The sequence below is a fragment of the Mesorhizobium sp. M1328 genome (assembly GCF_040318075.1).
In the GTDB taxonomy this organism is placed as follows: domain Bacteria; phylum Pseudomonadota; class Alphaproteobacteria; order Rhizobiales; family Rhizobiaceae; genus Mesorhizobium.
Window position 1 is genome coordinate 124,414 of sequence record NZ_JAMYLO010000003.1, and the last position, 24,601, is coordinate 149,014.

Below are 24,601 nucleotides of genomic sequence, written 5' to 3' on the forward strand. Positions count from 1 at the left end.
GGCAAACGTTCCCGCGAAAATCGGCGCGACCTATCCGGAAAGACCAAGCCGCTGCATCACGGCATTGGTCAGCCGTTCGCAGCGCCGGCCCGCGAACGGAAAGGCGTCGGGCAGCACCGGGCCGATCTGGTCGTCCAGCGCCTTGCGCACCAGCGCACGGGCGCGGTGCAGCCGGGTCTTGATGGTTTCTGGTCGCACGCCAAGCAGTTCGGCGGTCTCCTCGATGCTCAATCCTTCGATGACGCGCGCCACGAACACCATCCGGTAGACATCGGGAAGACTGTCGGTTGCCCGTTCGACAAGCTCAAGGATCTGCCGTTGCGCCATCGTCCGCTCCGGATCGTCGCTCGGGTTGAGGGGAAACCGGATGATTTCGGCTTGCGGGTTTTCAGGCATCGCTACCATTCGCCGCCTTTTGCGCAAGCGGCCGAGCGCTTCGTTGATCACGATACGCGACAGCCACGTGGCGAGCGAGGCATCGCCGCGAAAGGCCTCGAGATGGGCAAAGGCGCTGACATAGGCCTCCTGGACGATGTCCTCGGCCTCGCTGTCGTTCCGCACAACGCCGCGGGCGATGCGGTAGAGCCTTTGGTTGTGCGTCTTGATGATGGTGCGGAATGCATCGCCATCGCGTGCCAGCGCGCGGCCGACAAGCTGCATGTCGCCGGAAGCGGCGGGCGTTGCCGTCAACGCAGCAGGCATGGCCGATCTCCTGATAGGCTTCTCATCGCGACATTGGATGCATCGGCCGGCAAAAGGTTCCCGACCAATCCGCCGGCCAGCCTCGATCCGCATCAAGCGCCGGCAGAGGCTATTCTACCGCCTCCACCACACCGGGGTTTCTATTTTGTAGACGCCGTATCATCGGCTGGTCGGTCGCCATGACATCGCTCAGGATCGCAATTTTTCCAGGCTGTTACGCCGATTTCCTGGCTCAGCCTGGAAAGGTGCTGGCTCAGGCCTCTGCGGCAGCCGCCAGCCCGCGCGCCAGGTCGGCCTTCAAATCCTCGACATCCTCGAGCCCGATCTGCAGGCGCACCAGCGGCCCGTCATACGGGCCCTTGGCGATGGTGCGGTCGCCCAGGAATACCGGCACGGCAAGGCTCTCATAGCCGCCCCACGAATAGCCGAGGCCGAAAAACTTCAACGCGTCGAGGAAGGCGTGCTGCTGCTTCTGTCCGCCGCCTGCAAGAACGATAGAGAAGATGCCGCTCGATCCGCAAAAATCGCGCTTCCACAAAGCGTGGTCGGGATGGCTGGGCAGCCCCGGATGCAGCACCTGCGCCACGCCCGGCTGGCTCTCCAGCCAGCCGGCGAGAGCAAGCGCGCTCTTTTGATGGCGCTCCAGCCGCACGCCCATCGTGCGCAGGCCGCGCAGCACCTGGTAGACGTCGTCTGGTCCGGCGCAGCAGCCCAGCGTGTTGAAGGTCTCGCAAAGCTGATTCCAGCAGGCTGCATTGGCCGAGACCGTGCCGAGCAGCACGTCGGAATGGCCGGCAGGGTATTTCGTCGCCGCATGGATCGAGATGTCGACGCCGTGATCGAGCGGGCGGAAGTAGAGCGGCGTCGCCCAGGTGTTGTCCATCATGACGATGGCGCCGGCGGCATGTGCTGCCTTGGCGATGGCCGGTATGTCCTGCACCTCGAAAGTGTTGGAAGCCGGCGATTCGGTGAGCACCACCCTGGTGTTGGGCTTGATCAGCGCTGCGATGCCGGCGCCGATGCGCGGTTCGTAATACTCGACCTCGATGCCCAGCCGCTTCAGCATCGTGTCGGCGAAGTTGCGGGTCGGATGATAGACGGAATCGACGATCAACAGATGATCGCCGGCCGACAGGAAGGCGAGCAGCGGCAGCGTCACCGCGGCCAGGCCCGATGGCACCGCGACCGTGCCGGCGGAGCCTTCCAGCGCATCGATCGCGCTGTTCAGCGCATCGGTGGTCGGCGTGCCGCGCGTGCCGTAGGTGTATTTCTGGCTGCGTGAAGCCATCGTCGCCGCGTTGGGATAGAGCACGGTCGAGGCATGCACCACCGGCGGATTGACGAAGCCGAAATAGTCATGCGGGTTGTTGCCGGAATGGGCGAGCCGCGTGTTGATGCCCGTCTCGCTGCCGTCTTTTGCCATTGCTTTTCGTCCCATGGGTAGGTCGTTAGCCATAGTGCGGCGGCATTGGCCGCGCAACCGCACCGCACTCGCCAGGCCAAGGTCTTGAATATGCCAATTCAGCAGTGCGCCGTAGATCCTCTGGGCGGCTGCTAGGTGCGCTTGGCAAGTCACGGTCGGACTTTGCCGGCTTTATTGGCGCGCTGACCAATTTGCGAGCGCGTTTGTCTGCAATTTCAGGCATTTCAGGCGGTGGGTTTTCAAAGTCTTTCGGATTTGGTCATTTCCCTTGACCTCACAGGAATAATCGCCTTCGATGTTGTTCGTGAATGGGAGGCAGCGCGTCGGTTACGATGCGGGATTCCGGTAACGGGCCGGAATACATAGCTGCGTTCACACGGGAAAAAGTCAGGTTCGCCTGGAAAAAACAGAAAAGGGTCTGTGGGTCATGAAACACATTGCAATCGGCATTTTGGGCGCCGCCGCGTTTGGATTGGCGGCTTCGGCGGCCTCGGCGGCCACGCTCGACGATGTCAAGGCGAAGGGCTTCATCCAATGCGGCGTCTCGACCGGTCTGGCCGGCTTCTCGGCGCCGGACGACAAGGGTGAGTGGCAAGGCATCGACGCGGACTTCTGTCGCGCTGTGGCGGCCGCCGTGTTCGGCGATGGCACCAAGGTGAAGTTTACGCCGCTCAGCGCCAAGGAGCGGTTCACCGCTCTGCAGTCGGGCGAGATCGACATCCTGTCGCGCAATACCACCTGGACCATCAATCGCGACACCGCACTCGGCCTGAACTTCGTCGGCACGACTTATTATGACGGCCAGGGCTTCATGATCAACGCCAAGAAGCTTCCGGGCGTGAACTCGGCGCTGCAGCTTTCGGGCGCGGCGGTCTGCGTGCAGAGCGGCACCACGACCGAACTCAACCTTGCCGACTATTTCAAGTCGAACAAGATGGAGTACAACCCGGTCGTCTTCGAAAAGTTGGAAGAGGTCAACGCCGCCTATGACGCCGGCCGCTGCGACGTCTACACCACCGACCAGTCGGGCCTCTATGGCATCCGCCTGACGCTCGGTGCGCCGGCCGACCACGTCGTGTTGCCCGAAATCATCTCCAAGGAACCGCTTGGGCCGGCCGTACGCCAGGGCGACGACCAATGGTACCACATCGTCAAGTGGACCTATTTCGCGTTGCTCGACGCCGAGGAACTGGGCATCACCAAGGCCAATGTCGACGAGATGAAGAACTCGGATAGTCCCGAGATCAAGCGCGTGCTCGGCCAGGAAGCCGACACCAAGATCGGCACCGATCTCGGGGTCTCCAACGATTGGGTCGTCAACATCGTCAAGGCCGTCGGTAATTACGGCGAGATGTTCGAGCGCAATGTCGGCTCGGGCAGCCCGCTGAAGATCGCGCGCGGCATCAACGCGCTGTGGACCAAGGGCGGCCTGCAATACGCTCCGCCGATCCGCTGATCGAAAATGGATCCGGAAGGCAGATCGTCTGCCTTCCGGTCTCTCTTTCCAGGGGACTGTCGAATGGCATCGCAGGAAGTTCTTCGCGAGGAGCCAAGCCGCGGTTCCTTCATCAATGATCCTCGCGTCCGCGGTATATTCTTTCAGGCAGTGGTCCTCGTCCTGCTTGTAGCCGGGGTCTGGTGGGTTACCCACAACGTCCTCGTCAATCTGACGCGCTTGCACATCGCTTCCGGCTTTGGCTTCCTCAAGGGCCGCGCCGGCTTCGATATCAGCGAAAGCGCGATCGCTTATTCGTCGGATTCGACCTATTTCCGAGCCATCCTGGTTGGCTTTATCAACACCGTGATCGTTGCCGTCTTCGGCATCATCACCGCCACCATTATCGGTTTCATCGTCGGCATCGGCCGACTGTCGCGCAACTGGCTGATCAGGAAGATCTGCACTGTCTACGTCGAGGTCTTCCGCAACATCCCGCCGCTGCTGGTCATCTTCTTCTGGTATTCCGGCGTGCTTGCTGTGCTGCCGCCGCCGCGCGAGAGCATCAATTTGCCGTTCGGCTCCTTTCTCAACCAGCGCGGCTTCTATTTTCCGCGCGCTGTCTGGGGCGAAGGCTCCTGGCTGATCCTGGTCGCTCTGCTCCTCGGCATTGCCATGGCCTGGTTCGTCGCCCGCAAGGCGCGACAGCGGCAGATGGCGACGGGTCAGCCGTTCCCGGTGCTCTGGACATCCATAGCGTTGATCGTCGGCCTGCCGCTGCTGGCTTACGCGCTGAGCGGCTTTCCGCTGAGCTTCGAATTCCCGAAACAATCGACCTTCAACCTGGTCGGTGGCTTTCAGGTCAGGCCGGAGTTCCTGTCGCTCTATCTGGCGTTGTCCTGCTATACGGCCGCCTTCATCGCCGAGATCGTGCGCGCCGGCATCAGGGGCGTCAGCACGGGCCAGACCGAGGCGGCCGCGGCACTCGGGCTGCGCTCGGGATCGATCCTCAGGCTTGTCGTCGTGCCGCAGGCGATGCGCATCGTCATTCCGCCGCTGACCAGCCAGTATCTGAACCTGACCAAGAACTCTTCGCTCGCCATCGCCATCGGCTATCCGGACCTGACGGCGACTGCCGGCACTGTCTTGAACCAGACCGGGCAGGCGGTCGAAGGCGTGGTGATCATGATGGCTGTCTATCTCGCGCTCAGCCTGATCACGTCGGCGATCATGAACGTCGTCAATGCCAGGATGGCGCTGGTGGAGAGGTAGGGCCATGCAGGAACACGACATGTCCTGGGTGCGGACGGAGATGACGCTGGCGCAGCCGGCGCCGTCGAGCGAGCGTGGCCTCACCGCCTGGATCCGCAAGAACCTGATTGCCACCACGGGCGACACCATCTTGACCATCGTCGGCATCGCGCTGGTCGCTATGATCCTGCCGCAAATCATCAATTGGGCCTTCATCAACGCCCAGTGGACCGGACCGGACCGCTCGGTCTGCGCCACCGTGGCGCAAGGCGGCATCCAGCCAGATGGCTGGACCGGTGCTTGCTGGGCATTCGTCAACGCCAAGTTCGGCCAGTTCATGTTCGGCACCTATCCTGTCGAGGAGCGTTGGCGGCCGATCGTGGTGGCCATTCTGTTCGTGGCACTGCTGGTGCCTTTGCTCATACCGCGCGTACCGCGCAAAGGGCTGAACGCCATCCTTCTCTTCCTGGCGCTGCCGGTCGTCGCCTTCGTTCTGCTGGTCGGCGGCATGTTCGGCCTGCCGCATGTCGAGACGTCGCGTTGGGGTGGGCTGCTGGTGACGCTCAGCCTGTCCTTCGTCGGCATTGCCGTGTCGCTGCCGATCGGTATCGTGCTGGCGCTCGGCCGGCGCTCGAACATGCCGATCGTCAAGCTGCTGTGCGTGATCTTCATCGAGACGGTACGCGGCATCCCGCTGATTACGGTGCTGTTCTTTGCCAGCGTGATGCTGCCGCTGTTCCTGCCGGCCGGCGTCAGCTTCGACAAGTTCCTGCGCGCGCTGATCGGCGTGTCGCTGTTTGCCGCCGCCTACATGGCCGAAGTGGTGCGCGGCGGCCTGCAGGCGATCCCCAAAGGCCAGTATGAGGGCGCCGACTCGCTCGGCCTCAGCTACTGGCAGAAGATGGGTCTGGTCGTCATGCCGCAGGCGCTGAAGCTGGTCATTCCCGGCATCGTCAACACCTTCATCGGCATGTTCAAGGACACCAGCCTGGTCATCGTCATCTCGATGTTCGACCTGCTCGGCATCGTCAAACAGAACTTCTCCGACGCCAACTGGGCGACGCCGCAGACGGCCAGATCCGGCCTGGTGTTCGCGGCCTTCATCTTCTGGCTGTTCTGCTTCGGCATGTCGCGCTATTCAATGTACACGGAACGCCGTCTCGACACCGGCCACAAACGCTAAAAAGGGGACCTTGTTATGGCCATAGAAAACGCCGTCAGCGCGGAAGAGATCAAGGTCAATGCCGCTAAGATGCACATTTCCACCACCGATGTCGCCATCGACATCATTGCCATGCACAAATGGTACGGCGAATTCCATGTGCTGAAGGACATCAATCTGAAGGTGATGCGCGGCGAGCGCATCGTCATCTGCGGCCCGTCTGGCTCCGGCAAATCGACGATGATCCGCTGCATCAACCGGCTGGAGGAACACCAGAAGGGCAAGATCATAGTCGACGGCAAGGAACTGACCAACGATCTGAAGAAGATCGACGAGGTGCGCCGAGAGGTCGGCATGGTGTTCCAGCACTTCAACCTGTTCCCGCACTTGACCATCCTGGAGAATTGCACGCTGGCGCCGATCTGGGTGCGCAAGATGCCGCGGAAGCAGGCCGAGGAAATCGCCATGCATTTCCTCACGCGCGTCAAGATTCCGGAACAGGCCAACAAATATCCCGGTCAGCTTTCCGGCGGCCAGCAACAGCGCGTGGCGATCGCCCGCTCGCTGTGCATGAACCCGCGCATCATGCTGTTCGACGAGCCGACCTCGGCGCTCGACCCGGAAATGATCAAGGAAGTGCTGGAGACGATGGTCGGGCTGGCCGAGGAGGGCATGACCATGCTCTGCGTCACCCACGAGATGGGCTTTGCGCGCAAAGTCGCCAACCGGGTGATCTTCATGGACCAAGGCCAGATCGTCGAGCAGAACACGCCGGCCGAGTTCTTCGACCACCCGCGCCATGAGCGCACGAAACTGTTCCTGTCGCAGATCTTGCACTGATCCTGTACGGTTCGGGACAAGACCGGCGGACCGGGCTCTCTGTCTTGCTCGGGCCGTATTCGACGAGCGGTGATGCTCGGGAGGATCTGCCCTTTGGTCGATGGCGAACATCGGGAACTATCTTAGCAGCCACAATCCTCCTGCGACGATCACCGCATATCGTGCAGCCTTGCCCAATGCGACAAGCATCACGAATACGCCGAGATGCATGCGGGCCGCGCCTGCCGCGACGGTGAAGGCGTCCCCGACGACCGGCAGCCAGGCGAATAGGAGCAACCACGCGCCAAAGCGGCGAAAGGTCCGGCTCGCCCGCTGGTATCGTTCACGAGTGATAGGAAACCATCGCTTGAATTGCAGCGTATCGATGCCACGCCCCAGCATCCAGTTCACCACCGAGCCGAGCGTGTTGCCGATTGTGGCGATCGCAAAAAGCAGCACCGGATCGCCACGTTCGGCGGCAACCAAGCCGGCGAGCATCACTTCCGACGAGATCGGCAAGATGGTTGCGGCGAGGAATGCGCTGGTGAACAGGGCGCCATAGATTGCCAGTGCAGCCACGTCGAGCGACCGGCTATGCCTGCACGTCGATGACGCCCATCATGCCAAGCTGCTCGTGCTCCAGGATGTGGCAATGATACATCCTCCGCCCGGGGCGATCCTGGCGCAGCAAGAGCCGCACCGTCTCGCCGCGCGCCACGTTGACCGTGTCCTTCCAGGCGAGATGGGCCGGTTTCGAGACCTGCCCACCACGTTCGTGCTCGACCACCTGGAACTGCGTCCCGTGAACATGGAACGGATGGTCCATGTCGGCATTGTTGACGATTTCCCAGAGCTCGACCTGTCCTGTTTTCGACACCACGTCGATGCGGCCCATGTCGAACGCCGCGCCGTTGATCAGGAAGCCCATCTGCATATCCGTCGCGCTCATCGTCATCGTTTCGGTGAACACGAAACGCCGGCTGACGGCAGGGGTGCCAAGTTGTGCAATTGGTCGAAGCTTTTCCGGCAGCGGAGGAAACGCCTCTGCAGGTGTGTCCGAAACATTGACCGTAAGCAATGTCAGGCCTGCATCGGCGGGGCGGCCTGCGCCCATCCAGCCGCGATCGTAGTCGAGCGTGTTCAGGGTGACGGGGCCGCGCTTCTCAAACGAGACGATCAGTTCAAGGCGTTCCGCCGGGCTGAGCAGGACATCCTTGGCTGCCACCGGCGCCTCCAGCAGACCGCCATCGGTGCCGATGATCGTCATGGGTGCGCCGTCGAAGGAGAGCCGCAAAAAGCGAGCGTTAGTCGCGTTGTAGAACCGAAATCGCCGCTTTGTTCCAAACGGGACCGATAGCGCGGGATTTTTCTGTCCGTTGACCAGCACGTGATCGCCGACGCGCCCGTTCATCAAATCGACCATGGTGTTGTCCGGCATGGTGCCGTCGGCGGCAAGGCGAAGGTCTGTGAACACCAGCACAGTGTCGCCATACTCGGCCGGGATCGGGTCCGCCTTCGGCTTGACCACGAACGCGCCGGCAAGTCCGCGATAGACCTGCTCGGCCGTCTTGCCGTGTGGATGCGGATGGTACCAATACGAACCCGCGCTTCCTTCGGGCAGTTCGAAGCTGTAGGTGCGCTCCGTGCCCGTCGCAACGGGGTCCATCGGATTGCCATCCTGGTCAGCCGGAACCGGCATGCCATGCCAATGGATGGTGCTCGTCTCTTCAGGAATTCGGTTCGTGAATGCAATCTCGACACGGTCGCCTTCAGTCACCTCGATCAATGGCCCCGGGCTCATGCCATTGTACCCAAGGATTGGCGTGTCGAGCCCTTCTGCAAAGCGAACCATGGCGGGTTCAGCCGTGAGGTTTGCTCTGAACAGGCGCGGCGCATTGGCTTCATTGGCTAGCAGCGGCAACTCGCGCAACGCCTGGCCCTCAGGCAGCATGGCCGCGCTTTTTGGTGCCGCGCCCATGTCGTGACCCGCGTGACCGCCCATATCCATGCCGGGCATCTCGTCCATCTTCATCTGGGCGATGGCGCGCGGTCTGGCGAGAACCGTGGCAACGCCTGCCGCCAGAAAACTGCGTCGATCCATGTGTTGTCTCCGAGATTAAGGTCACGCGCGTCGGCACGCGGTATAACTCAGGTGGCACGCTCCGTAGCCAGATTGACATTAGCCTCGGTCACGTCATGCCAGCCGGCGACATAGGAGGCGCAGGTCATGCCCTCGGTGCCAATCTGAATCGCGGGAGCGGAAACAGGCTCGTCTGGGATTCGAGGAGTGACGGCAGTCATGGGCTTGCAACTCCAACCGGGCAGTTGCCACACGACATAAAGGTTCCCATCACGGGAAGGTCAAGAGGCAAATTTGCGATGTGCTGCCTCGGCACGGCGGCGATGATTTGAGGTGGCTCAAAAGCCCTTGACCTTCCTGTGATGGGAAGCCTCATAACGACCCCACTAGAGGAGAGCCGCAATGATAAGACTGAAAGTTCCGGAAATGAGCTGCGGGCAGGCGTCAGCAGATCAGTCGGTTACAACGAAAAATTGGCCTGCCTGAACAGAGCACGGCCGACGCGGATCATAAGCGCGCCAGCCGCGTTTGTTGCCATTAGGAGTTGTATAACAAGCCGCGTGGGCGCGTGCGGCGACAGGTCAAGGGTTCATCCTGATGCTCATCCAACCGATCGATTATTTCCTCGTCGTCTGGTTCGCGTTGGCGCTGGCTTCGACGCTTTATGTCGGCTTCGACCAATATCGCAACAATCCCGAGCCGGTGGTGATGAAATGGGGCTTCATCCTGGTTACCCTCTATATGGGTCCGCTCGGCTTGCTGCTCTACGTGCTCGCCGACAAGGAGCCCCGGCCGGGCGAGCATGAACTCTTCACCCGGCCGCTCTGGAAGCAGGGCGTCGGCTCCACCATCCACTGCGTCGCCGGAGATGCCACCGGCATCATTCTTGCCGCCGCCGTCACGGCGGCGCTCGGCCTGCCGATGTGGATCGACCTGATCGTCGAATATCTCGCCGGCTTTGCCTTCGGCCTGTTCATCTTCCAGTCGCTGTTCATGAAATCGATGATGGGCGGCACCTATTGGGAGAACGTGCGCAAGAGCTTCCTGCCCGAATTCATCTCGATGAACTTCATGATGGCCGGCATGGCGCCGGTCATGAGTTTTCTGATGATGGGCCGCGACATGCGCGCGATGGAACCGACGGAGCTTTTGTTCTGGGGTGTAATGTCGATGGGTGTCATCGCCGGCTTTGCGCTTGCCTACCCGGCCAATGTCTGGCTGGTCGCCCGGGGGCTGAAGCATGGGCTGATGACGCAGCGCGCGCAGGCAGCCGGCATCGATGGTCGAGAGCAGCCTGCCACGAGGCAACATGCGCAGATGCAGATGCAGCAGGCCGACGCCAGTGGCCGTCGCGGACAGCGCCACGATATGGCTTCCCACAAAGGCAAAGGCGGCGGCCATCACATGGAGACAGATGCCACGACGCCGCAGGTCGCTGCCCTAGGTGCCGTCTCCCTGCTGGCGCTCGCCATCGGCATGGTCGCGCCGGCGAACTGGCTGAACCTGACGCTGTCGGCACGCGACGTCGGCGGGGTGATCATGCCGCAAGGCATGATCATGGATCGCGACACGCCGGCCGATACGATGCGCGACATGGCAGCAACCGATCCGCGCCTCGTGGCCGCCTCTTATGGCCTGACGGCAAAGGGTGACCAGGACCTGCCGTTTCGGATGGAGAACGGCATCAAGGTGTTCGAGCTCCGGCCTTCGGTGGTCCGCTGGCAGATCCTGCCGGACGTCGCGGTCGACGCCTATGCCTATAATGGCCAGATTCCCGGCCCGCGAATTCACATTCGCCAGGGCGACCGGGTCAGGATCAACGTCACCAACGGCCTGCCTGAGGAAACGACGGTGCATTGGCATGGCTTGATCCTGCCGAACCAGATGGATGGGCCGTCCGAGATCACGCAGGCGCCGATCGAGCCCGGCCAATCCTATTCATACGAATTCACCGCAACCCAGCACGGAACCTATTTCTACCACCCCCATGCCAAGCCGGACCGGACCCAGGCGCTCGGCCTCTACGGTGCGCTGATCATCGATCCCGCCAATCCCGCCGATGAGGTCGCGGCCGACCATGATTACGTCATCGAGCTTCAGGAGTGGCTGGTGCGGGAAGGGCTGACCTACCCGTCGATGCCGATGGAGGGCGGCATGCCGAATTTCTTCACCATCAACGGCAAGGCCTATCCCTCGACCGAGACGATCCCGATGAAGGTCGGCGAGACGCTCAAGGTGCGGTTCATCGGCACCAACAACGGCTTCATCCATCCGATGCATATCCATGGCGGGCCGTTCGAGGTCATTGCCCGCGACGGCGAGACGATCCCTGCCTCGGGTCGTTTCCTTGCCGATACGGTCAATGTCGGGCCGGGTCAGCGCTACGACGTGATCTGGAAGGCGCAGCGTCCGGGCAAATGGCTGATCCATTGCCATATCCCGCATCACACCACGAACAACAATGTCGAGGAGAAGGGCGGCGGCGGGCTGATGGTCGTGATCGATGTGACATGACCGGCGTCGCCTAGGCTCGTTCCAACCGCTGCACCGGCCCGGACGCCATGCAGTGGCTGGGGCCAAATTTTCCCTCAAGCTGAGGTGATCTGCCAGACAGCGACTCCGGCAAGGGCGAGACCGGCGGCGCCCTCGATGGCCCGGGAGATGGTTTCGAACAGCCGTGGCTGGCGCGCGAAAAACTGTACAAGCCGTTCCCGAAACAGGATCGACAACACCGCAACGCAGGACAGCGTCACCGCCACGCCGACCATCATGGTGATGGCAAACAGGACGCCCGCTGCCGGAACACCCCTGGAGATGGCGAAAGTCATCGCGAAAAGCGTCAGCGGGCATGGGATCAGGCCTGCCATGACGCCGACAGCCTCGCCCTCGTGTCTGTGGTGATGGCTGTGGCTCAAAGCGCGCCAGAGCATCGAGACGCCAATGAGGCCGAGCAGCCCGCGACTGATATGCTCCAGAAGCGGAGCGCGGCCGACGCTGCCAATGCTATTGAGACCAGTGGTAACGAGAGAGCCGCAATCAGAACGGCAATCGTCACATGCGTGAACGACAGCGTGATAGATACGAGCAGGCCGCGCGAGACCTTCGCATCCGAACCGGCAAGATAAGTCGCCAGGACGGCCTTGCTGTGACCCGGCGTCAGCGCATGGGCAGCCCCGAACACGACGCCCATTGGCAGGAAGGCCATGAACGCCAGCCAATTGCCTCCGGCCGAAAGCAGTTTGATCTGCTCGCCGAGCGTCAGGTAGATCGTGCGCTGAAATTCGACGAGGGTCTGGAACATCGGACGAGACTAGCAAAAAATGGGCGAGCGTCAGTGCATTTGGCCGTGGTCATGCGTGTGCTCGTGAGGGCGCGGATGGTCGTTCTCTCCATGTCCGGTTGAAAACCGCACATTCGCCTCGGCCAGGGCTGGCATATGCTGGGACAGTTCGTCCTTCAGCGCTGCCGCGATCTTGTTCGCTTCCGACAGCGGCAGGGTTTCGTTTGCGGCAATTGCGATGTCGGCGTGCAATCTATGACCGACCCAGCGCGCCTTGGCATCGACAATATGCGCGCCCGGAACATGCTCGGCGGCATGTCGGATTTCATCCATCACACCGGGTTCGATTCCATCCAGCATGCGGGTCAGCACCGAGCGGGCCGATTGCCAGACAATACCGAAGATCGCAATCGTGATCAGCAGGCCGACGATCGGGTCGGCCAAGGAAAAGCCGAGCCAGACGCCGATGGCTCCGATGACCACGGCAAGGCTGGTAAGTCCGTCGGTGCGGGCGTGGTAGCCGTCGGCAATCAGTGCCGCGCTGTTGATTTCGCGACCGACGCGGATACGGAACACGGCAACCGCCTCGTTGCCGAGGAAGCCGACAATGCCCGCCGCCGTCAGCCAGCCGAGGTGTGTCACCACTTGTGGATTAATCAGCCTGTCGATGGCTTGGTAGGCGGCGACTACAGCGCTGAACAGGATGATGAGCACGATGATAATGCCGGCCAGATCCTCGACCCGGCCCAAGCCATAGGTGAAGATCCGCGACGGCTTGCGCCGCGCCAGCACGAACGCAATCCATAGCGGGATCGCCGTGGTCGCATCGCCGATGTTATGGATCGTGTCGGCCAGCAATGCCACACTTCCCGACAACGCAACCACGACCATCTGCAATGCCGCGGTGATGGCCAGGATTACGAACGACCATTTGATTGCCCAGATGCCCCGATCGGTGGTGGCAATTGTCGCATCGATGACGCCATGGGTGTGACCGTGCGGACTGTGACCGCCGTGATGATGTGCGGCGTGCGAGCCGAACCCGAGCCAGTCCAGAATGCGGGCTACGATGGCATTCATAGATATTTCGCCAGCTGCTTGAGTTCCGCCAGCGAGTTGCCGCCGGTTTCTACGCTGTCCGTCAGGCAATGCTCGATGTGGTCGTTGATCAGCTCGCGCTTGGCGCTGCTGATCGCTTTTTCGACGGCATGAAGCTGCTGCGCCAGATCAACGCAAGGGCGACGCGCCTCGATCATGGCCAGCACCGCCGCGAGGTGGCCTTGCGCGCGCTTCAGGCGCTTTATGATGGAAGGATGCGAAGCGTGGAGGTGATCTGACATGCCTCAGCATATCCTCCCGGGGAGGATATGCGTCAAGCGCTTTGTCAGTGGCGCAAGTTCCGGAGAGGCTTCACCTTGAGCATTGCTTGTTCTATGCCTTTCCCATGAAGAAGCTTGCCCGCTTTCTTGGCCTGCTGGCCGTTGCAATAGCGCTAGCGGTAGCGCTGGGCACGCTGCTGCCGCGCCCGCTCTGGCCGGCGGCCGTTGCCGATCCGATCGGCGCAAGCCACCGTATCTTGGTGCTGCAAAATCCAATCCACACCGACATCGCCATCCCGGTCGACGACGATGTGCGCCGGCGCTTCCATTTCCCGGTCGATGCCGGATTACAGCCGACATGGTGGAGGTCCGCTACGTCGTCTTCGGCTGGGGCGGCCGCGCCTTCTATCTGGAGACGCCGACCTGGTCGGCGCTGAAGGCGGTGCCGGTGATGAAGGCGCTGACCGTCGATGCCTCGGTGATGCATGTCGACATTTCCGGCGAAATCGCCGAGCCGCATCCCGACGTCGCCGGCTTCGACATCGGCGACGAACGCTTTACCGCGCTGCTCGATTACATTGCGGCAAGCTTCCAGCAGGGGCCGAACGGGGCCATTCCGATCGAGAATGCGGCCTATTCCCGCTTCGACCGGTTCTTCGAAGCCAATGGCCATTTCAATGCGCTGATCGGCTGCAACACCTGGACGGCGGCGGCACTGCGCACGGCCGGCCTGCGCACCGGCTGGTGGAACCCGCTGCCAGCCTCGCTCGGCCTGTCGATGCGGCTTTACAATTAGCTATTTAGGCTCATCAATCGGTTCTGCGGTCCGGCCGATCCGCTTGAAATATGGATTTCGGACAGCGCTCTGCCAGAATTCTTCGGTCAATTCAGGGATGTCGTTCGTATCGACATCATCCGTCGAACGTGCTTTCAGCGCTGCGATTTCCGCTTTCTGGACATCTGTCAGCGGAGGCGAATTTGTTGGGTCAAATGCGTATCGGATGACCTTGGCCATAGCTCGTTCTTACTAGGCGGGGGTATTGCTGTCGAATGCTAACCTCTCATTCCTTCGCGCCCCCTCTGTCCTGCCGGACATCTCCCCCACGAGGGGGGAGATTAGCGGCTTCGGTGCCTTGCTAGGTCATGCAACCTTGAAGATTGGCGAAAGGCAATATGTGGTGGCCAATCTCCCCCCAAGTGGGGGAGATGTCCGGCAGGACAGAGAGGGGCGCTGTCCCGCCAGCCTGTCGTGCGTATCATCGCGCGCCATCGTCCAACGCCCGCCAGCCATAGAGCCAGTCGAGATCGGCGGCGAGTTTTTCGGGTGAGCGCATCGCCAGGAACAGGTTGCGGGCCATCGCCACCGGCCCGGCCGCGTGCCAGGCGAGGCGGTTGACGGCGCCGCGGCGGGCGACCTGGGCGACGCGCGGCCGCCGCGCCTGTTCCCAGGCGGCAAGCGCCCCCTCAAGATCGGCTGGCGAAGCGGCAACGAAGCCGGCAAGCGTCGCCGCGTCCTCGATCGCCATCGCCGCGCCCTGTGCGGCAAAGGGCGTCATCGCATGCGCCGCATCGCCGATCAGCGCGATGCCTTCCGGCGTCGTCCACCGCCGCTGCTCGACGGTGTGGATCGGCCATGCCGTCCACGGCGCGGCCTCGCTCACCAGACGGACCAGCGCCGGCGCGGTATCGCGCATGGCGCTTGAGAGGCTGGCGGGGTCGGCATGCCCCGACCAGCCCTCGGCGATGCGCTCGCCCCTGGTGAAGGCCGCGAGGTTGAAGACAGTGCCACGGCTCACCGGATAGGCGACCATATGGAAGCCGGGATAGAGGAATGCAGTAACGCAATCGGGCGCACCGATCGCTGCAAAGGTTTGTCCGGCAGGGCTGTCGGCACCGACGGTGGCGCGCCACGCCAGCTCACCTGAAAACCGGCTACTACCGAATTCGGCCGCGTTGCGGGCAAGCGTTTCTCGCACCGACGACCAGACGCCATCCGCGCCGATCAGCAACGATGCTTCCGTTTCGATGGCCGTGCCGGCAACCTCTATCGTTGCGGCGATGCCATTGGGTTTGACGGCGGCACTGACGACGAGAACGCCGGTGACAAGTTCGATGCCGGGCCGCTCGGCTATCCGCTCCATCAGCGCTGACTGCAGATCCGCGCGGTGGGCGACGAGATAGGGCGCTCCCCAGCGCGTTTCGGCTGCCTGGCCAAGCGGTACGCGCGCCAGCTCGCGCAGCGTGGGGGCATCCTTGAGTACGACCGCCTCCGGCCGCACCGCCGTCGGCAACAGCCGATCGAGTACGCCTAATTGTCGAAGAATGCGTGTCGCATTGGGCGAAAGCTGGATGCCGGCGCCGGCAGCCTCGAGGTGCTGCGCCTGTTCGAACAGTTTTATCCGATAGCCGCGGTCGGCGAAGGCCAGTGCCGCGGTCAGCCCGGCGACGCCCGCCCCGGCGATGACGACCTGCCGGGACTGCGTTTCCTGCATCAGGCTTGTCGCGGAAGAATCAGGCGGCCTGGTCGATATAGAGGCAGCCCGGCGGCTGCGTTTCCAATGCCTTCAGCTTCGGCGAATAGCGATAGAGCGTCGAGCAATAGGGGCAGACTTTTTCATTGTCGTCGCCCATGTCGAGAAATACATGCGGGTGATCGAAAGGCGGATTGGCGCCGGTGCACATGAATTCCTTGACGCCGATGTCGATTGCCGGATAGCCCGCATCGTTCTGGAAATGGGGAATGGAACCGCCTGCCATCGTCGTCTCCTGATCTTGTCGGTTGCATCTGGATCATAACCCGTCTCTTTGCAAGATCGATGAAATGAAACTGTCGCAAAAGCCTGTCAGAGGATAAGTTAAGCCGGTTAACACCGTAATCCGCGGACAGGTGTGAGAAGAGCAGGAACTATGAACGAACTGAAGCCGGTCCAGAACGAATTCATCACCATCGAGGCGGCGAGCCGCGAAGGCGGCAATCCTGACCGCTTCGTCAACCGCGAGTTTTCCTGGCTGCAATTCAACCGGCGCGTGCTCGAGGAATCGCTGAACGCCAATCATCCGCTGCTCGAGCGGGTTCGCTTCCTGTCGATATCGGCCGCCAATCTCGACGAGTTCTTCATGGTCCGCGTCGCCGGTCTTGCCGGCCAGGTGCGCGAGGGCATCGTGCTGAAGAGCCCGGACGGCCGCACACCCGAGCAGCAACTCGAACAATTGCTGCGCGAGGTCGAGCGCCTGCAGGAGGACCAGCAGAACAGCCTTTCGGCGCTGATGCTGCAGCTCAACAAGGAAGGCATCGAGAGCATCACCCGCGATGCCCTGACCAAGGACGAGAAGACCTGGCTCGAGGACCATTTCCAGGAGCAGGTGTTTCCGGTCCTGACGCCGCTGTCGATCGACCCGGCGCATCCGTTTCCGTTCATTCCCAATCTCGGTTTCTCGATGGCGCTGCAATTGCGCCACCGCAAGAACGGCGAGGAAATGAGCGCGCTTTTGCGCCTGCCGGTGGCGCTGAGGCGCTTCATCCGCTTGCCGGATCGCAAGCATCACGTCCGCTTCGTTCCGCTCGAAGAGGCGGTCAGCCTCTACATCGGCAAGCTGTTCCCCGGTTATGAGGTCAAGGGCTCCGGCACGTTCCGCATTATCCGCGACAGCGATATCGAGGTCGAGGAAGAATCCGAGGATCTGGTGCGGCTGTTCGAGACGGCGCTGAAGCGGCGACGCCGCGGCTCGGTCATCCGCATCGAGTTCGACAGGCTGATGCCGGCCGAATTGCGCGATTTCGTCGCCGGCGAGCTCGGCGTCTCGGCCAGCCGCATCAGCGTGCTTACCGGCCCGCTGGCGCTTAGCCAGATCTCGGAGATCGTCGCCGTCGCCCGCGACGATCTGAAGTTCACGCCCTACAATCCGCGCTTCCCCGAGCGCATCCGTGAGCACGGCGGCGATTGCTTTGCCGCCATCCGCGAGAAGGACATCATCGTCCACCACCCTTACGAATCCTTCGACGTGGTGGTGCAGTTCCTGCGCCAGGCGATGGCCGATCCGGAAGTGGTGGCGATCAAGCAGACGCTCTATCGCACCTCCAACGACAGCCCGATCGTGCGGGCTTTGGTCGATGCGGCGGAAGCCGGCAAGTCGGTGACGGCGCTGGTCGAGCTCAAGGCGCGTTTCGACGAGGAGGCCAACATCCGCTGGGCCCGCGACCTCGAGCGCGCCGGCGTCCAGGTTGTCTTCGGCTTCCTCGAGCTGAAGACCCACGCAAAGATGTCGCTGGTCGTGCGGCGCGAGGACGGCAGGCTACGCAATTACGTGCATCTCGGCACCGGCAACTACCACCCGGTCACCGCCCGCATCTACACCGACCTGTCCTTCTTCACCACCGACCCGACGATCGCGCGCGATGTTGCGCAATTGTTCAACTTCATCACCGGCTATGCCGAACCGGCCGAGCAGATGCGGCTGGCCATATCGCCGTTCACGCTGCGCAACCGCATTCTCAAGCACATTTCGGACGAGATCGGCCACGCGCTGGACGGCAGGCCGGCTCGCATCTGGATGAAGATGAATGCGCTGGTCGATCCGATCATCATCGATGCGCTTTATGACGCCAGCCGCGCCGGCGTCGAGATCGATCTCGTCGTGCGCGGCATCTGCTGCCTGAGGCCGCAGGTGCCCGGCCTGTCGGAGAACATAAGGGTGAAGTCGATCGTCGGCCGTTTCCTCGAGCACAGCCGCATCTATTGCTTCGGCAACGGCCACGGCCTGCCATCGGACGGGGCGATCGTCTACATCTCCTCGGCCGATCTAATGCCACGCAATCTCGACCGCCGCGTCGAGACCATGGTGCCGATCACCAATCCAACTGTGCATGAACAGGTGCTCGGCCAGATCATGCTCGGCAACATCATGGACAACCAGCAAAGTTTCGACGTATTGGCTGATGGAACCTCCCGGCGCGTCGTGCTGGAAGAGGGCGAGGAACCGTTCAACGCGCAGGAATATTTCATGACCAATCCGAGCCTGTCCGGACGGGGCGATGCGTTGAAGTCGCATGCCCCCAAGCGCATCGCGCAGTTCAAGCGCCGCAAGAAACAGAACGCAGCGACGGGCTGATGATTTCAGCGTCCCAGGGCCGGCTGCAGGACCGCCGACCGCTGTCCATCATCGATATCGGGTCGAACTCGATCCGTCTTGTCATCTATGAGGGGTTGGCGCGCTCGCCGACCTTGCTTTTCAACGAAAAGATGCTGGCCGGCCTCGGCCGCGGCATCGTTTCGACCGGAAAGCTCGATCCCGAGGCGGTGACGCGCTCGATGGAAGAGTTCCGCCGCTTCCACGCGCTTTCCGACCAGGCCGGCGCCGAGCGCATGTATGTGCTGGCGACCGCCGCCGCTCGCGAGGCCGTCAACGGCCCCGACTTCATCCACCGCGCCGAGGACGTGCTCAAGACCGAGATCCAGGTGCTGAGCGGCCGCGAGGAAGCCCATTATTCGGCACTCGGCGTCATCTCCGGTTTCCACCCGGCCAACGGCATTGCCGGCGACCTTGGCGGCGGCAGCCTCGAACTGATCGACATCGATGGTGAGACGATCGGTGACGGCATCACGCTGCCGTTGGGCGGCTTGCGCCTGCAGGACATGGCGAAGAACTCGCTGACCCAGGCGGCTAGGATCACGCGCGAGCAACTGGCGCGGGCGAAGCTGCTGAAGGGCGGGCAGGGCAGGGCCTTCTACACGGTCGGCGGCACCTGGCGAAACCTCGCCCGGCTGCACATGGAAATGACCAACTACCCGCTCGGCGTCATGCACCATTACGAGATCGGCATCGAAAGCGCCGCAAACTTCCTTCGGCAGGTCGCCAAGGCCGAGATCGATAAGATCAAAGGCATCGAGGGCGTCTCCAAGAACCGCCGCTCGCTGCTGCCCTACGGCGCCATCGTGCTGCAGGAGATCATGGCGGCGATGCAGCCCTCGAAGATCATCGTCTCGGCGCTGGGCGTGCGCGAGGGCTTTCTCTATTCGCTGCTCGACAAGGCCGAGCAGAAAGCCGATCCGCTGATCTCGGCGGCGGAAGAGCTTGCCCGCCTGCGCTCGCGCTCGGTCGACCACGCGCATGAGCTTGTCGAATGGACCGGGAAGGCGTTCGCCGCCTTCGGCATCGACGAAACCAGGGATGAAGCGCGCTACCGCCACGCCGCCTGCCTGCTCGCCGATATCGGCTGGCGTGCCCATCCCGAATATCGCGGCAAGCAATCGCTCAACATCATCGCCCACGCCTCGTTCATTGGCGTCGACCATCCCGGCCGCGCCTTCCTGGCGCTTGTCAGCCTGTTTCGCCACGAGGGGGTGTTCAATGAAGCCGCTCCGGAAATCCGTGGGCTGGCGACACCGCGCTATCTCGAACGCGCCCGCGTGCTGGCGGCACTGCTGCGCGTCGTCTATTTGCTGACCGCGGCAATGCCGGGCGTCATGCCACGGCTGAAATGGGAAAACCGCGGCAATGGCGTGCTGGCGCTGGTGCTGCCGGCAGCGCTGGCCGATCTTTACGGCGAGCGGCCGGCCGGCCGGCTGGCACAGCTGGCAAGGGTCACCAACCGCAGGCTGGTGCTGGCAGTCGAGGGCGGGCCGAGCATGACGGTGAAGTAGGCTGTCTCAGCCAAGTAATCTTAGCTCCGCCTCAAGGCAATCGCTTCAGGTTGGCGCTGCCTCTCATTGCCTTGCCGGGCATTTCTCCCCGTATAGCGACGGGGAGAAAGATCCCTTCGCAACAGATTTCGCTTACTCCTAGCGTTGCAGAAAGGGTGCCGGGGTCGCGGCCAGCTTCCTTCTCCCCGTCACTATACGGGGAGAAGATGCCGGCAGGCAGATGAGGGGCGGCGCCGACTTCTGCAGGTGGACGAGTCGAGCGCTAGCTTTTGGGTGAAGCAATTGCTCTGGGCATCCGCCCGTCAGCCGACCATGCGCCGGCGCCAGCCATTGCCAGCGCGAGGAAACCGCCTGATATGGCGATGTCCTTCATCAGCATCTGCGAATGCATGAAGGTCAGCGTCGGATCGTCGCCGCCCTGACCATAATGGCCGATGAAGCCCGCCGCGATGCAGAAGGCAGCGAGCAGCAGTGCCACGATAGGTGTCTTGAAGCCGACGAGGATGAGCAGTCCGGCGATCAGCTCGAACAGGCCTGTCGCCCAAGCCACCAGCGTCGGCAGCGGCAGGCCGAGGCCGGCGAAATAGCCCGATGTGCCGGCGATGTCGGCAAGCGCATGGAAGCCGGACGGCACGAACAGCGCGGCGAGCAGCAGCCGGGAAAGCAAGAGCAGCGCATTGCGAGGCATGGTCTCCTCCGATATCGGCGGCCGATCCTAGCAGAGTTCCAGCCAGCAGATATAAACCGACAACGAAAAAGGGGCGCGGAAAATTCCGCGCCCCTTTGTTCAGGAAATGCTGGGCCGCTTCAGCCGCGCTTGGCGTCGATCGAATAGGCGCCGGCACCCGACGAGGCGAGCACGAGGAAGCCGCCGGCAATGCCGAGGTTTTTCATGAAATTGATCATCTGCATCTGATCGTCCCAGCCGGTGTGGGCGACCAGTGCGGTGGCGACTGTGAAGATCGCCATCACCCAGCCGACGATCCGGGTCTGGAAGCCGACGAGGATGGCGAGGCCGCCAAGCAGTTCGATCAGGCCGACGACGATGGCGGTCACCATCGGCAGCGGCAGGCCGAGGCTGCCGAAATAGCCGGCGGTGCCGGCAATGGCCGTCAGCTTGCCGAAACCGGAAAGCAGGAAGATGACAGAAAGCAGGATGCGGCCGAGCAGGATCGTGCCCGAGGCGCCGGAGGCGGTGCCGGCAAACGAAGTGTTGGTGGACGTGTTGGTGGACATGCGTAACTCTCCAGAAGGGTTTGGCCAAACGACTTGGGATAGCCGTCCAGTTAGCGCATGCCGACTGTTCACCAAAGACGTCGGATTGGTTACGGATTGTTCACCGAGGTAACGTTTTCGCGATCAACTTACCCTGGGTGCGTCATGTCCTCCGGCCGTACCAGCCGCTCATAGTCGGCTTCGCTGACCAGCCCGGTGGCCAGCGCTTCCTCGCGCAGCGTTGTGCCGTTCTTGTGCGCCGCCTTGGCGATCTTGGCGGCGTTGTCGTAGCCGATTGTCGGCGCCAGCGCCGTCACCAGCATCAGCGAACGGTCGAGCGCTGCCTTGATGTTGTCTTCGCGGGCCTCGATGCCGACGACGCAATTGTCGGTGAACGACACCGAAGCGTCGGCCAGCAGCTGTACCGATTGCAGGAAACAATAGGCCATCAGCGGATTGTAGACGTTGAGCTCGAAATGGCCCTGGCTGCCGGCGAAGCTGATCGCCGCGTTGTTGCCGAACACCTGCACGCAAACCTGCGTCATGGCCTCGCATTGGGTCGGATTGACCTTGCCCGGCATGATCGAGGAGCCCGGCTCGTTTTCCGGCAGCGATAATTCGCCTAGGCCCGAACGCGGGCCCGAGCCGAGCAGGCGGATGTCGTTGGCGATCTTGAACAGCGCTGCCGCGCAGGCATTGATGGCGCCGTGCGAGAAGACCATGGAATCATGGGCGGCCAGCGCCTCGAATTTGTTCGGCGCGGTGACGAAATCGATGCCGGTGATTGCGGCGATGCGCGCCGCCACCTTTTCGGCAAAACCGACCGGCGCGTTGAGGCCGGTGCCGACCGCGGTGCCGCCCTGTGCCAATTCCTGCAGACCGGGCAGGGTCATCTCAATGCGCTTGACCGACGAGGCGACCTGCGCCGCGTAGCCCGAGAATTCCTGGCCGAGCGTCAACGGCGTGGCGTCCTGGGTGTGGGTGCGGCCGATCTTGACGATGTGGGCGAAAGCCCTGGTCTTGGCCTCGAGTGCCGCATGCAAATGTCTCAGCGCCGGCAGCAGATCGTGGATGATGCGTTCGGCGCAGGCGATGTGCATGGCCGTAGGATAGGTGTCGTTCGACGACTGGCTCATGTTGACGTGGTCATTGGGATGCACCGGCTTCTTCGACCCCATGACGCCGCCCAAAAGCTCGATCGCCCGGTTGGAAATCACCTCATTGGCGTTCATGTTGGACTGCGTGCCAGAACCGGTCTGCCAGACGACCAGCGGGAAATGCTCGTTCAGCTTGCCGTCGATGACCTCCTGGGAGGCCTCGATAATGGCTTTGCCGATCGCCGGATCGAGCCGCTTCAGCTCCATATTGGCCTCCGCTGCCGCCCGCTTGACGATGCCCAGCGCCCGCACGATCGAGGCCGGCTGTTTCTCCCAGCCGATCTTGAAATTGGCCAGCGAACGCTGCGCCTGCGCGCCCCAATAGCGGTCGGCGGCGACCTCGATGGGACCGAACGTGTCGGTTTCGGTTCTGGTCTCTGGCACGCTCACGAAGTCTCTCCGGTTTGCAATTTGCAAACGGCGTATCGCGTTGCACAAACGCGTTCAAGCGGAGATTGCGGACGATGGGGATGCAAATCGGTTGAAGCAGCGCCTTTTCCTTCTCCCGCAAGGGAGAAAGAAGAGCGCGCGCTCCTCACCCCGCCGTGTACCCTCCGTCGATGGCAAAGATACCGCCGCTGGTCCATGCCGCTTCGTCGCTCGCGAGATAGACCGCGATGCCGGCAAGGTCGCTGGTTCGGCCGATGCGGCCGAGCGGGTAGCTGCGCTCGACATAGGCCTTGAGCTCGGCTTGCGCGGCCTCAGGCAGATTTTCGATCGACCTGCGCCGCATCGCCGTGTCGACCGTGCCGGGCGCGATGGCGTTGACCCTTATACCGCGCGGCCCGAGCTCGAAGGCGAGCGACTTGGTCAGCGAATTGAGCGCGCCCTTCGACAGCGAATAGAGGCTGGACGGCCGCTTCGGGATCATCTTGTGCGCGAAATAGGACGAGATGTTGATCACCGAAGCCGCGCCCGGCGCGAGATGCGGCAACAGCCGCTGAGTGAGGAAGAATACCGCCGTGACGTTGAGTGCGAAGGACTGCTGGAACTGGTCCTCGCTGACGGTTTCGAACGGCACCAGGAACGCTACGCCTGCATTGTTGACGAGGATATCGACAGGCGGGCCGCGTTTGACATGCTCGACCACGGCATCGATGCCGGCACTGGCCGACAGGTCGGCCGACAGCGTTTCGACATTATCCCCGAGCTGCTTGCGGGCGGCCTCGAGTTTTTTGCCGTCGCGGCCGACGATCAGCACGTCCGCGCCTTCGCGCAAAAACGCCTCGGCGATTGCCAGCCCGATCCCGTCCGAGCCGCCGGTGACCAGTGCCCGTTTGCCGCCTAGTCTCATCCAACACTCCCGCGCATTGCCGTCTTGTCTGGTAAGGAGAGCAGCGCCGTCGCCGATTGTCGTCAAGCCGCCGGCCTATCTCACAGTATGAACTTCGGCTGTCGGGCACGATGGTCTATTCGGCAGCGGCTGCACCGCGCCGAACAGCCAGCCGCGTAGCGACGAAATCCTTGACCTGATGAATGGCCTGTTCACGCGTGACGCTGCCGGGCTGCAGGCCAAGCCGCAACCACAGCCCGTCGATCAGGGCGGTGACGCCGAAAGCGATCTCGTCAGCATCGCGCGCCGGCGCCAGACCGCGCAGGCCGGATAGCAGGTTGGAGCGCATGCGCGCATGGATCACCTTCTGGATGCGAGCCAGCTTTTCGTCGCGCGGCACCTCCGCGCAAAGCGAAAGCCAGGCATGGCAGAGGGACGGCTGGAAAAGATGCGGCTCGAAATTGCCTTCAATGATGGCGTCCATCCGTTGCATTGGCGTGCGCGCCTGTCTCAGCCGCTCGACCACCGCATGACGCAGCACCAGGTTCGATTCCCGCATGGCGTGCTCGAACAGTTCCCGCTTGCTGCTGAAATAGTGCAGCACGATGCCCTTCGACGCGCCGGCCTGTGCCGCCACTTTTTCGATGGTCGCGCCAGCTATGCCTTCGCGCTGAAGCACGGCAAAGGCAGCTTGCCGCAGCTCTTTGCGGCGTATGTCGCTGAGACGCTTGAGTTTCACGGGCCGGATCCATGCATCGAAAACCGACGTTGACATTTTCGTCCGTCGAGATCAAGAATTAACCAGCGGGACAATATAAAAACCGAGTGGTCAACACTGTTGATG

At 62.5% G+C, this 24,601-nt stretch carries 22 protein-coding genes and 2 pseudogenes; 8 read left to right on the top strand and 16 right to left on the bottom strand.

Annotation, left to right across the window (positions count from 1 at the left end; genetic code table 11):
- Positions 1-30: 30 nt before the first annotated feature.
- Complete coding sequence (locus NKH23_RS09120; protein ID WP_352911351.1) at positions 31-702, bottom strand: RNA polymerase sigma factor; 672 nt, start codon at positions 700-702, stop codon at positions 31-33.
- Positions 703-955: 253 nt separating this feature from the next.
- Positions 956-2,125 carry a cystathionine beta-lyase gene (locus NKH23_RS09125; protein WP_352911348.1) on the bottom strand — a complete coding sequence of 390 codons (1,170 nt, stop codon included), beginning with the start codon at positions 2,123-2,125 and terminating at the stop codon, positions 956-958.
- A gap of 427 nt (positions 2,126-2,552) precedes the next feature.
- Between NKH23_RS09125 and NKH23_RS09130 the strand changes: the two genes are divergently transcribed.
- The 4 genes from NKH23_RS09130 (at position 2,553) to NKH23_RS09145 (ending at position 6,813) form a co-directional block, all read left to right on the top strand.
- Positions 2,553-3,581 (top strand): amino acid ABC transporter substrate-binding protein, encoded by a 1,029-nt coding sequence (locus NKH23_RS09130; protein ID WP_352911345.1) that lies wholly within the window; start codon positions 2,553-2,555, stop codon positions 3,579-3,581.
- Positions 3,582-3,644: 63 nt separating this feature from the next.
- Positions 3,645-4,832, top strand: coding sequence for an amino acid ABC transporter permease (locus NKH23_RS09135; RefSeq protein ID WP_352911342.1), 1,188 nt, complete (start codon positions 3,645-3,647; stop codon positions 4,830-4,832).
- A 4-nt stretch (positions 4,833-4,836) separates the two neighbouring features.
- The gene (locus tag NKH23_RS09140) at positions 4,837-5,994 is read left to right on the top strand and encodes an amino acid ABC transporter permease (protein WP_352911339.1); all 1,158 of its coding nucleotides are present in this window, start codon (positions 4,837-4,839) and stop codon (positions 5,992-5,994) included.
- A 69-nt stretch (positions 5,995-6,063) separates the two neighbouring features.
- On the top strand, positions 6,064-6,813 hold the full coding sequence (locus NKH23_RS09145; RefSeq protein ID WP_031194215.1) for an amino acid ABC transporter ATP-binding protein: 750 nt from the start codon (positions 6,064-6,066) through the stop codon (positions 6,811-6,813).
- 117 nt (positions 6,814-6,930) lie between these two features.
- On the opposite strand, the gene NKH23_RS09150 is transcribed toward NKH23_RS09145, so the two are convergent.
- From NKH23_RS09150 to NKH23_RS09160, 3 genes are read right to left on the bottom strand one after another with little or no spacing between them, the layout of a single operon-like run.
- On the bottom strand, positions 6,931-7,371 hold the full coding sequence (locus tag NKH23_RS09150) for a YqaA family protein (RefSeq protein WP_352911336.1): 441 nt from the start codon (positions 7,369-7,371) through the stop codon (positions 6,931-6,933).
- Positions 7,372-7,384: 13 nt separating this feature from the next.
- Positions 7,385-8,893, bottom strand: coding sequence for a multicopper oxidase family protein (locus tag NKH23_RS09155; RefSeq protein ID WP_352911334.1), 1,509 nt, complete (start codon positions 8,891-8,893; stop codon positions 7,385-7,387).
- A 47-nt stretch (positions 8,894-8,940) separates the two neighbouring features.
- Complete coding sequence (locus NKH23_RS09160) at positions 8,941-9,093, bottom strand: hypothetical protein (RefSeq protein WP_352911333.1); 153 nt, start codon at positions 9,091-9,093, stop codon at positions 8,941-8,943.
- A 376-nt stretch (positions 9,094-9,469) separates the two neighbouring features.
- Here NKH23_RS09160 and NKH23_RS09165 point away from each other — a divergent pair, with 376 nt between their 5' ends.
- Positions 9,470-11,386, top strand: a complete 1,917-nt coding sequence (locus NKH23_RS09165) for a multicopper oxidase domain-containing protein (RefSeq protein WP_353034580.1) — start codon at positions 9,470-9,472, stop codon at positions 11,384-11,386.
- 74 nt (positions 11,387-11,460) lie between these two features.
- Here NKH23_RS09165 and NKH23_RS09170 read toward each other — a convergent pair.
- The 3 genes and pseudogenes from NKH23_RS09170 to NKH23_RS09180 form a co-directional block, all read right to left on the bottom strand.
- Positions 11,461-12,173: pseudogene (locus tag NKH23_RS09170) on the bottom strand (HoxN/HupN/NixA family nickel/cobalt transporter).
- A 30-nt stretch (positions 12,174-12,203) separates the two neighbouring features.
- The gene (locus NKH23_RS09175; RefSeq protein WP_502908324.1) at positions 12,204-13,232 is read right to left on the bottom strand and encodes a cation diffusion facilitator family transporter; all 1,029 of its coding nucleotides are present in this window, start codon (positions 13,230-13,232) and stop codon (positions 12,204-12,206) included.
- Positions 13,229-13,492 carry a metal-sensing transcriptional repressor gene (locus NKH23_RS09180; protein WP_352911326.1) on the bottom strand — a complete coding sequence of 88 codons (264 nt, stop codon included), beginning with the start codon at positions 13,490-13,492 and terminating at the stop codon, positions 13,229-13,231. Before NKH23_RS09180 ends, NKH23_RS09175 begins: the two co-directional genes overlap by 4 nt.
- 104 nt (positions 13,493-13,596) lie before the next feature.
- On the opposite strand from NKH23_RS09180, the pseudogene NKH23_RS09185 reads away from it, so the two are divergent.
- Positions 13,597-14,267, top strand: a pseudogene (locus NKH23_RS09185) (TIGR02117 family protein).
- On the opposite strand, the gene NKH23_RS09190 reads toward NKH23_RS09185, so the two are convergent.
- The 3 genes from NKH23_RS09190 to NKH23_RS09200 all read right to left on the bottom strand — a co-directional run bounded on the left by NKH23_RS09190 (position 14,268) and on the right by NKH23_RS09200 (position 16,228).
- A complete protein-coding gene (locus NKH23_RS09190; RefSeq protein WP_352911320.1) occupies positions 14,268-14,486 on the bottom strand; it encodes a hypothetical protein in 219 nt (72 codons plus the stop codon).
- A gap of 241 nt (positions 14,487-14,727) precedes the next feature.
- Positions 14,728-15,963 carry an FAD-dependent monooxygenase gene (locus NKH23_RS09195; protein ID WP_352911317.1) on the bottom strand — a complete coding sequence of 412 codons (1,236 nt, stop codon included), beginning with the start codon at positions 15,961-15,963 and terminating at the stop codon, positions 14,728-14,730.
- Between the two features lie 19 nt (positions 15,964-15,982).
- Positions 15,983-16,228: a zinc-finger domain-containing protein gene (locus NKH23_RS09200; RefSeq protein ID WP_254820632.1), complete on the bottom strand. Its 246-nt coding sequence runs from the start codon at positions 16,226-16,228 to the stop codon at positions 15,983-15,985.
- 150 nt (positions 16,229-16,378) lie between these two features.
- Between NKH23_RS09200 and NKH23_RS09205 the strand changes: the two genes are divergently transcribed.
- Both NKH23_RS09205 and ppx read left to right on the top strand, forming a co-directional pair.
- Positions 16,379-18,580 carry an RNA degradosome polyphosphate kinase gene (locus NKH23_RS09205; protein WP_352911314.1) on the top strand — a complete coding sequence of 734 codons (2,202 nt, stop codon included), beginning with the start codon at positions 16,379-16,381 and terminating at the stop codon, positions 18,578-18,580.
- On the top strand, positions 18,580-20,112 hold the full coding sequence (ppx, locus tag NKH23_RS09210) for an exopolyphosphatase (RefSeq protein WP_352911312.1): 1,533 nt from the start codon (positions 18,580-18,582) through the stop codon (positions 20,110-20,112). Before NKH23_RS09205 ends, ppx begins: the two co-directional genes overlap by 1 nt.
- Before the next feature lie 262 nt (positions 20,113-20,374).
- Here the strand turns inward: ppx and NKH23_RS09215 are convergent, their stop codons facing one another.
- From NKH23_RS09215 to betI, 5 genes are all read right to left on the bottom strand, one after another.
- Positions 20,375-20,800 (bottom strand): DoxX family protein, encoded by a 426-nt coding sequence (locus NKH23_RS09215; RefSeq protein ID WP_352911309.1) that lies wholly within the window; start codon positions 20,798-20,800, stop codon positions 20,375-20,377.
- 119 nt (positions 20,801-20,919) lie between these two features.
- Positions 20,920-21,348 (bottom strand): DoxX family protein, encoded by a 429-nt coding sequence (locus NKH23_RS09220; RefSeq protein WP_352911306.1) that lies wholly within the window; start codon positions 21,346-21,348, stop codon positions 20,920-20,922.
- A gap of 128 nt (positions 21,349-21,476) precedes the next feature.
- Positions 21,477-22,874: a class II fumarate hydratase gene (gene fumC / locus NKH23_RS09225; protein WP_352911303.1), complete on the bottom strand. Its 1,398-nt coding sequence runs from the start codon at positions 22,872-22,874 to the stop codon at positions 21,477-21,479.
- Positions 22,875-23,019: 145 nt separating this feature from the next.
- Entirely contained in the window at positions 23,020-23,778 is a 759-nt protein-coding gene (locus tag NKH23_RS09230; protein WP_352911301.1) for an SDR family NAD(P)-dependent oxidoreductase, read from the bottom strand.
- A 115-nt stretch (positions 23,779-23,893) separates the two neighbouring features.
- Positions 23,894-24,496: a choline-binding transcriptional repressor BetI gene (betI, locus tag NKH23_RS09235; protein WP_502908325.1), complete on the bottom strand. Its 603-nt coding sequence runs from the start codon at positions 24,494-24,496 to the stop codon at positions 23,894-23,896.
- Positions 24,497-24,601 lie beyond the last annotated feature (105 nt).

Coding starts and splice junctions, on each gene's coding strand:
- NKH23_RS09120 (WP_352911351.1), bottom strand. CDS start 702: ATGCCTGCTGCGTTGACGGCAACGCCCGCCGCTTCCGGCGACATGCAG.
- NKH23_RS09125 (WP_352911348.1), bottom strand. CDS start 2,125: ATGGCAAAAGACGGCAGCGAGACGGGCATCAACACGCGGCTCGCCCAT.
- NKH23_RS09130 (WP_352911345.1), top strand. CDS start 2,553: ATGAAACACATTGCAATCGGCATTTTGGGCGCCGCCGCGTTTGGATTG.
- NKH23_RS09135 (WP_352911342.1), top strand. CDS start 3,645: ATGGCATCGCAGGAAGTTCTTCGCGAGGAGCCAAGCCGCGGTTCCTTC.
- NKH23_RS09140 (WP_352911339.1), top strand. CDS start 4,837: ATGCAGGAACACGACATGTCCTGGGTGCGGACGGAGATGACGCTGGCG.
- NKH23_RS09145 (WP_031194215.1), top strand. CDS start 6,064: ATGCACATTTCCACCACCGATGTCGCCATCGACATCATTGCCATGCAC.
- NKH23_RS09155 (WP_352911334.1), bottom strand. CDS start 8,893: ATGGATCGACGCAGTTTTCTGGCGGCAGGCGTTGCCACGGTTCTCGCC.
- NKH23_RS09160 (WP_352911333.1), bottom strand. CDS start 9,093: ATGACTGCCGTCACTCCTCGAATCCCAGACGAGCCTGTTTCCGCTCCC.
- NKH23_RS09165 (WP_353034580.1), top strand. CDS start 9,470: ATGCTCATCCAACCGATCGATTATTTCCTCGTCGTCTGGTTCGCGTTG.
- NKH23_RS09175 (WP_502908324.1), bottom strand. CDS start 13,232: ATGAATGCCATCGTAGCCCGCATTCTGGACTGGCTCGGGTTCGGCTCG.
- NKH23_RS09180 (WP_352911326.1), bottom strand. CDS start 13,492: ATGTCAGATCACCTCCACGCTTCGCATCCTTCCATCATAAAGCGCCTG.
- NKH23_RS09190 (WP_352911320.1), bottom strand. CDS start 14,486: ATGGCCAAGGTCATCCGATACGCATTTGACCCAACAAATTCGCCTCCG.
- NKH23_RS09195 (WP_352911317.1), bottom strand. CDS start 15,963: ATGCAGGAAACGCAGTCCCGGCAGGTCGTCATCGCCGGGGCGGGCGTC.
- NKH23_RS09200 (WP_254820632.1), bottom strand. CDS start 16,228: ATGGCAGGCGGTTCCATTCCCCATTTCCAGAACGATGCGGGCTATCCG.
- NKH23_RS09205 (WP_352911314.1), top strand. CDS start 16,379: ATGAACGAACTGAAGCCGGTCCAGAACGAATTCATCACCATCGAGGCG.
- ppx (WP_352911312.1), top strand. CDS start 18,580: ATGATTTCAGCGTCCCAGGGCCGGCTGCAGGACCGCCGACCGCTGTCC.
- NKH23_RS09215 (WP_352911309.1), bottom strand. CDS start 20,800: ATGCCTCGCAATGCGCTGCTCTTGCTTTCCCGGCTGCTGCTCGCCGCG.
- NKH23_RS09220 (WP_352911306.1), bottom strand. CDS start 21,348: ATGTCCACCAACACGTCCACCAACACTTCGTTTGCCGGCACCGCCTCC.
- NKH23_RS09230 (WP_352911301.1), bottom strand. CDS start 23,778: ATGAGACTAGGCGGCAAACGGGCACTGGTCACCGGCGGCTCGGACGGG.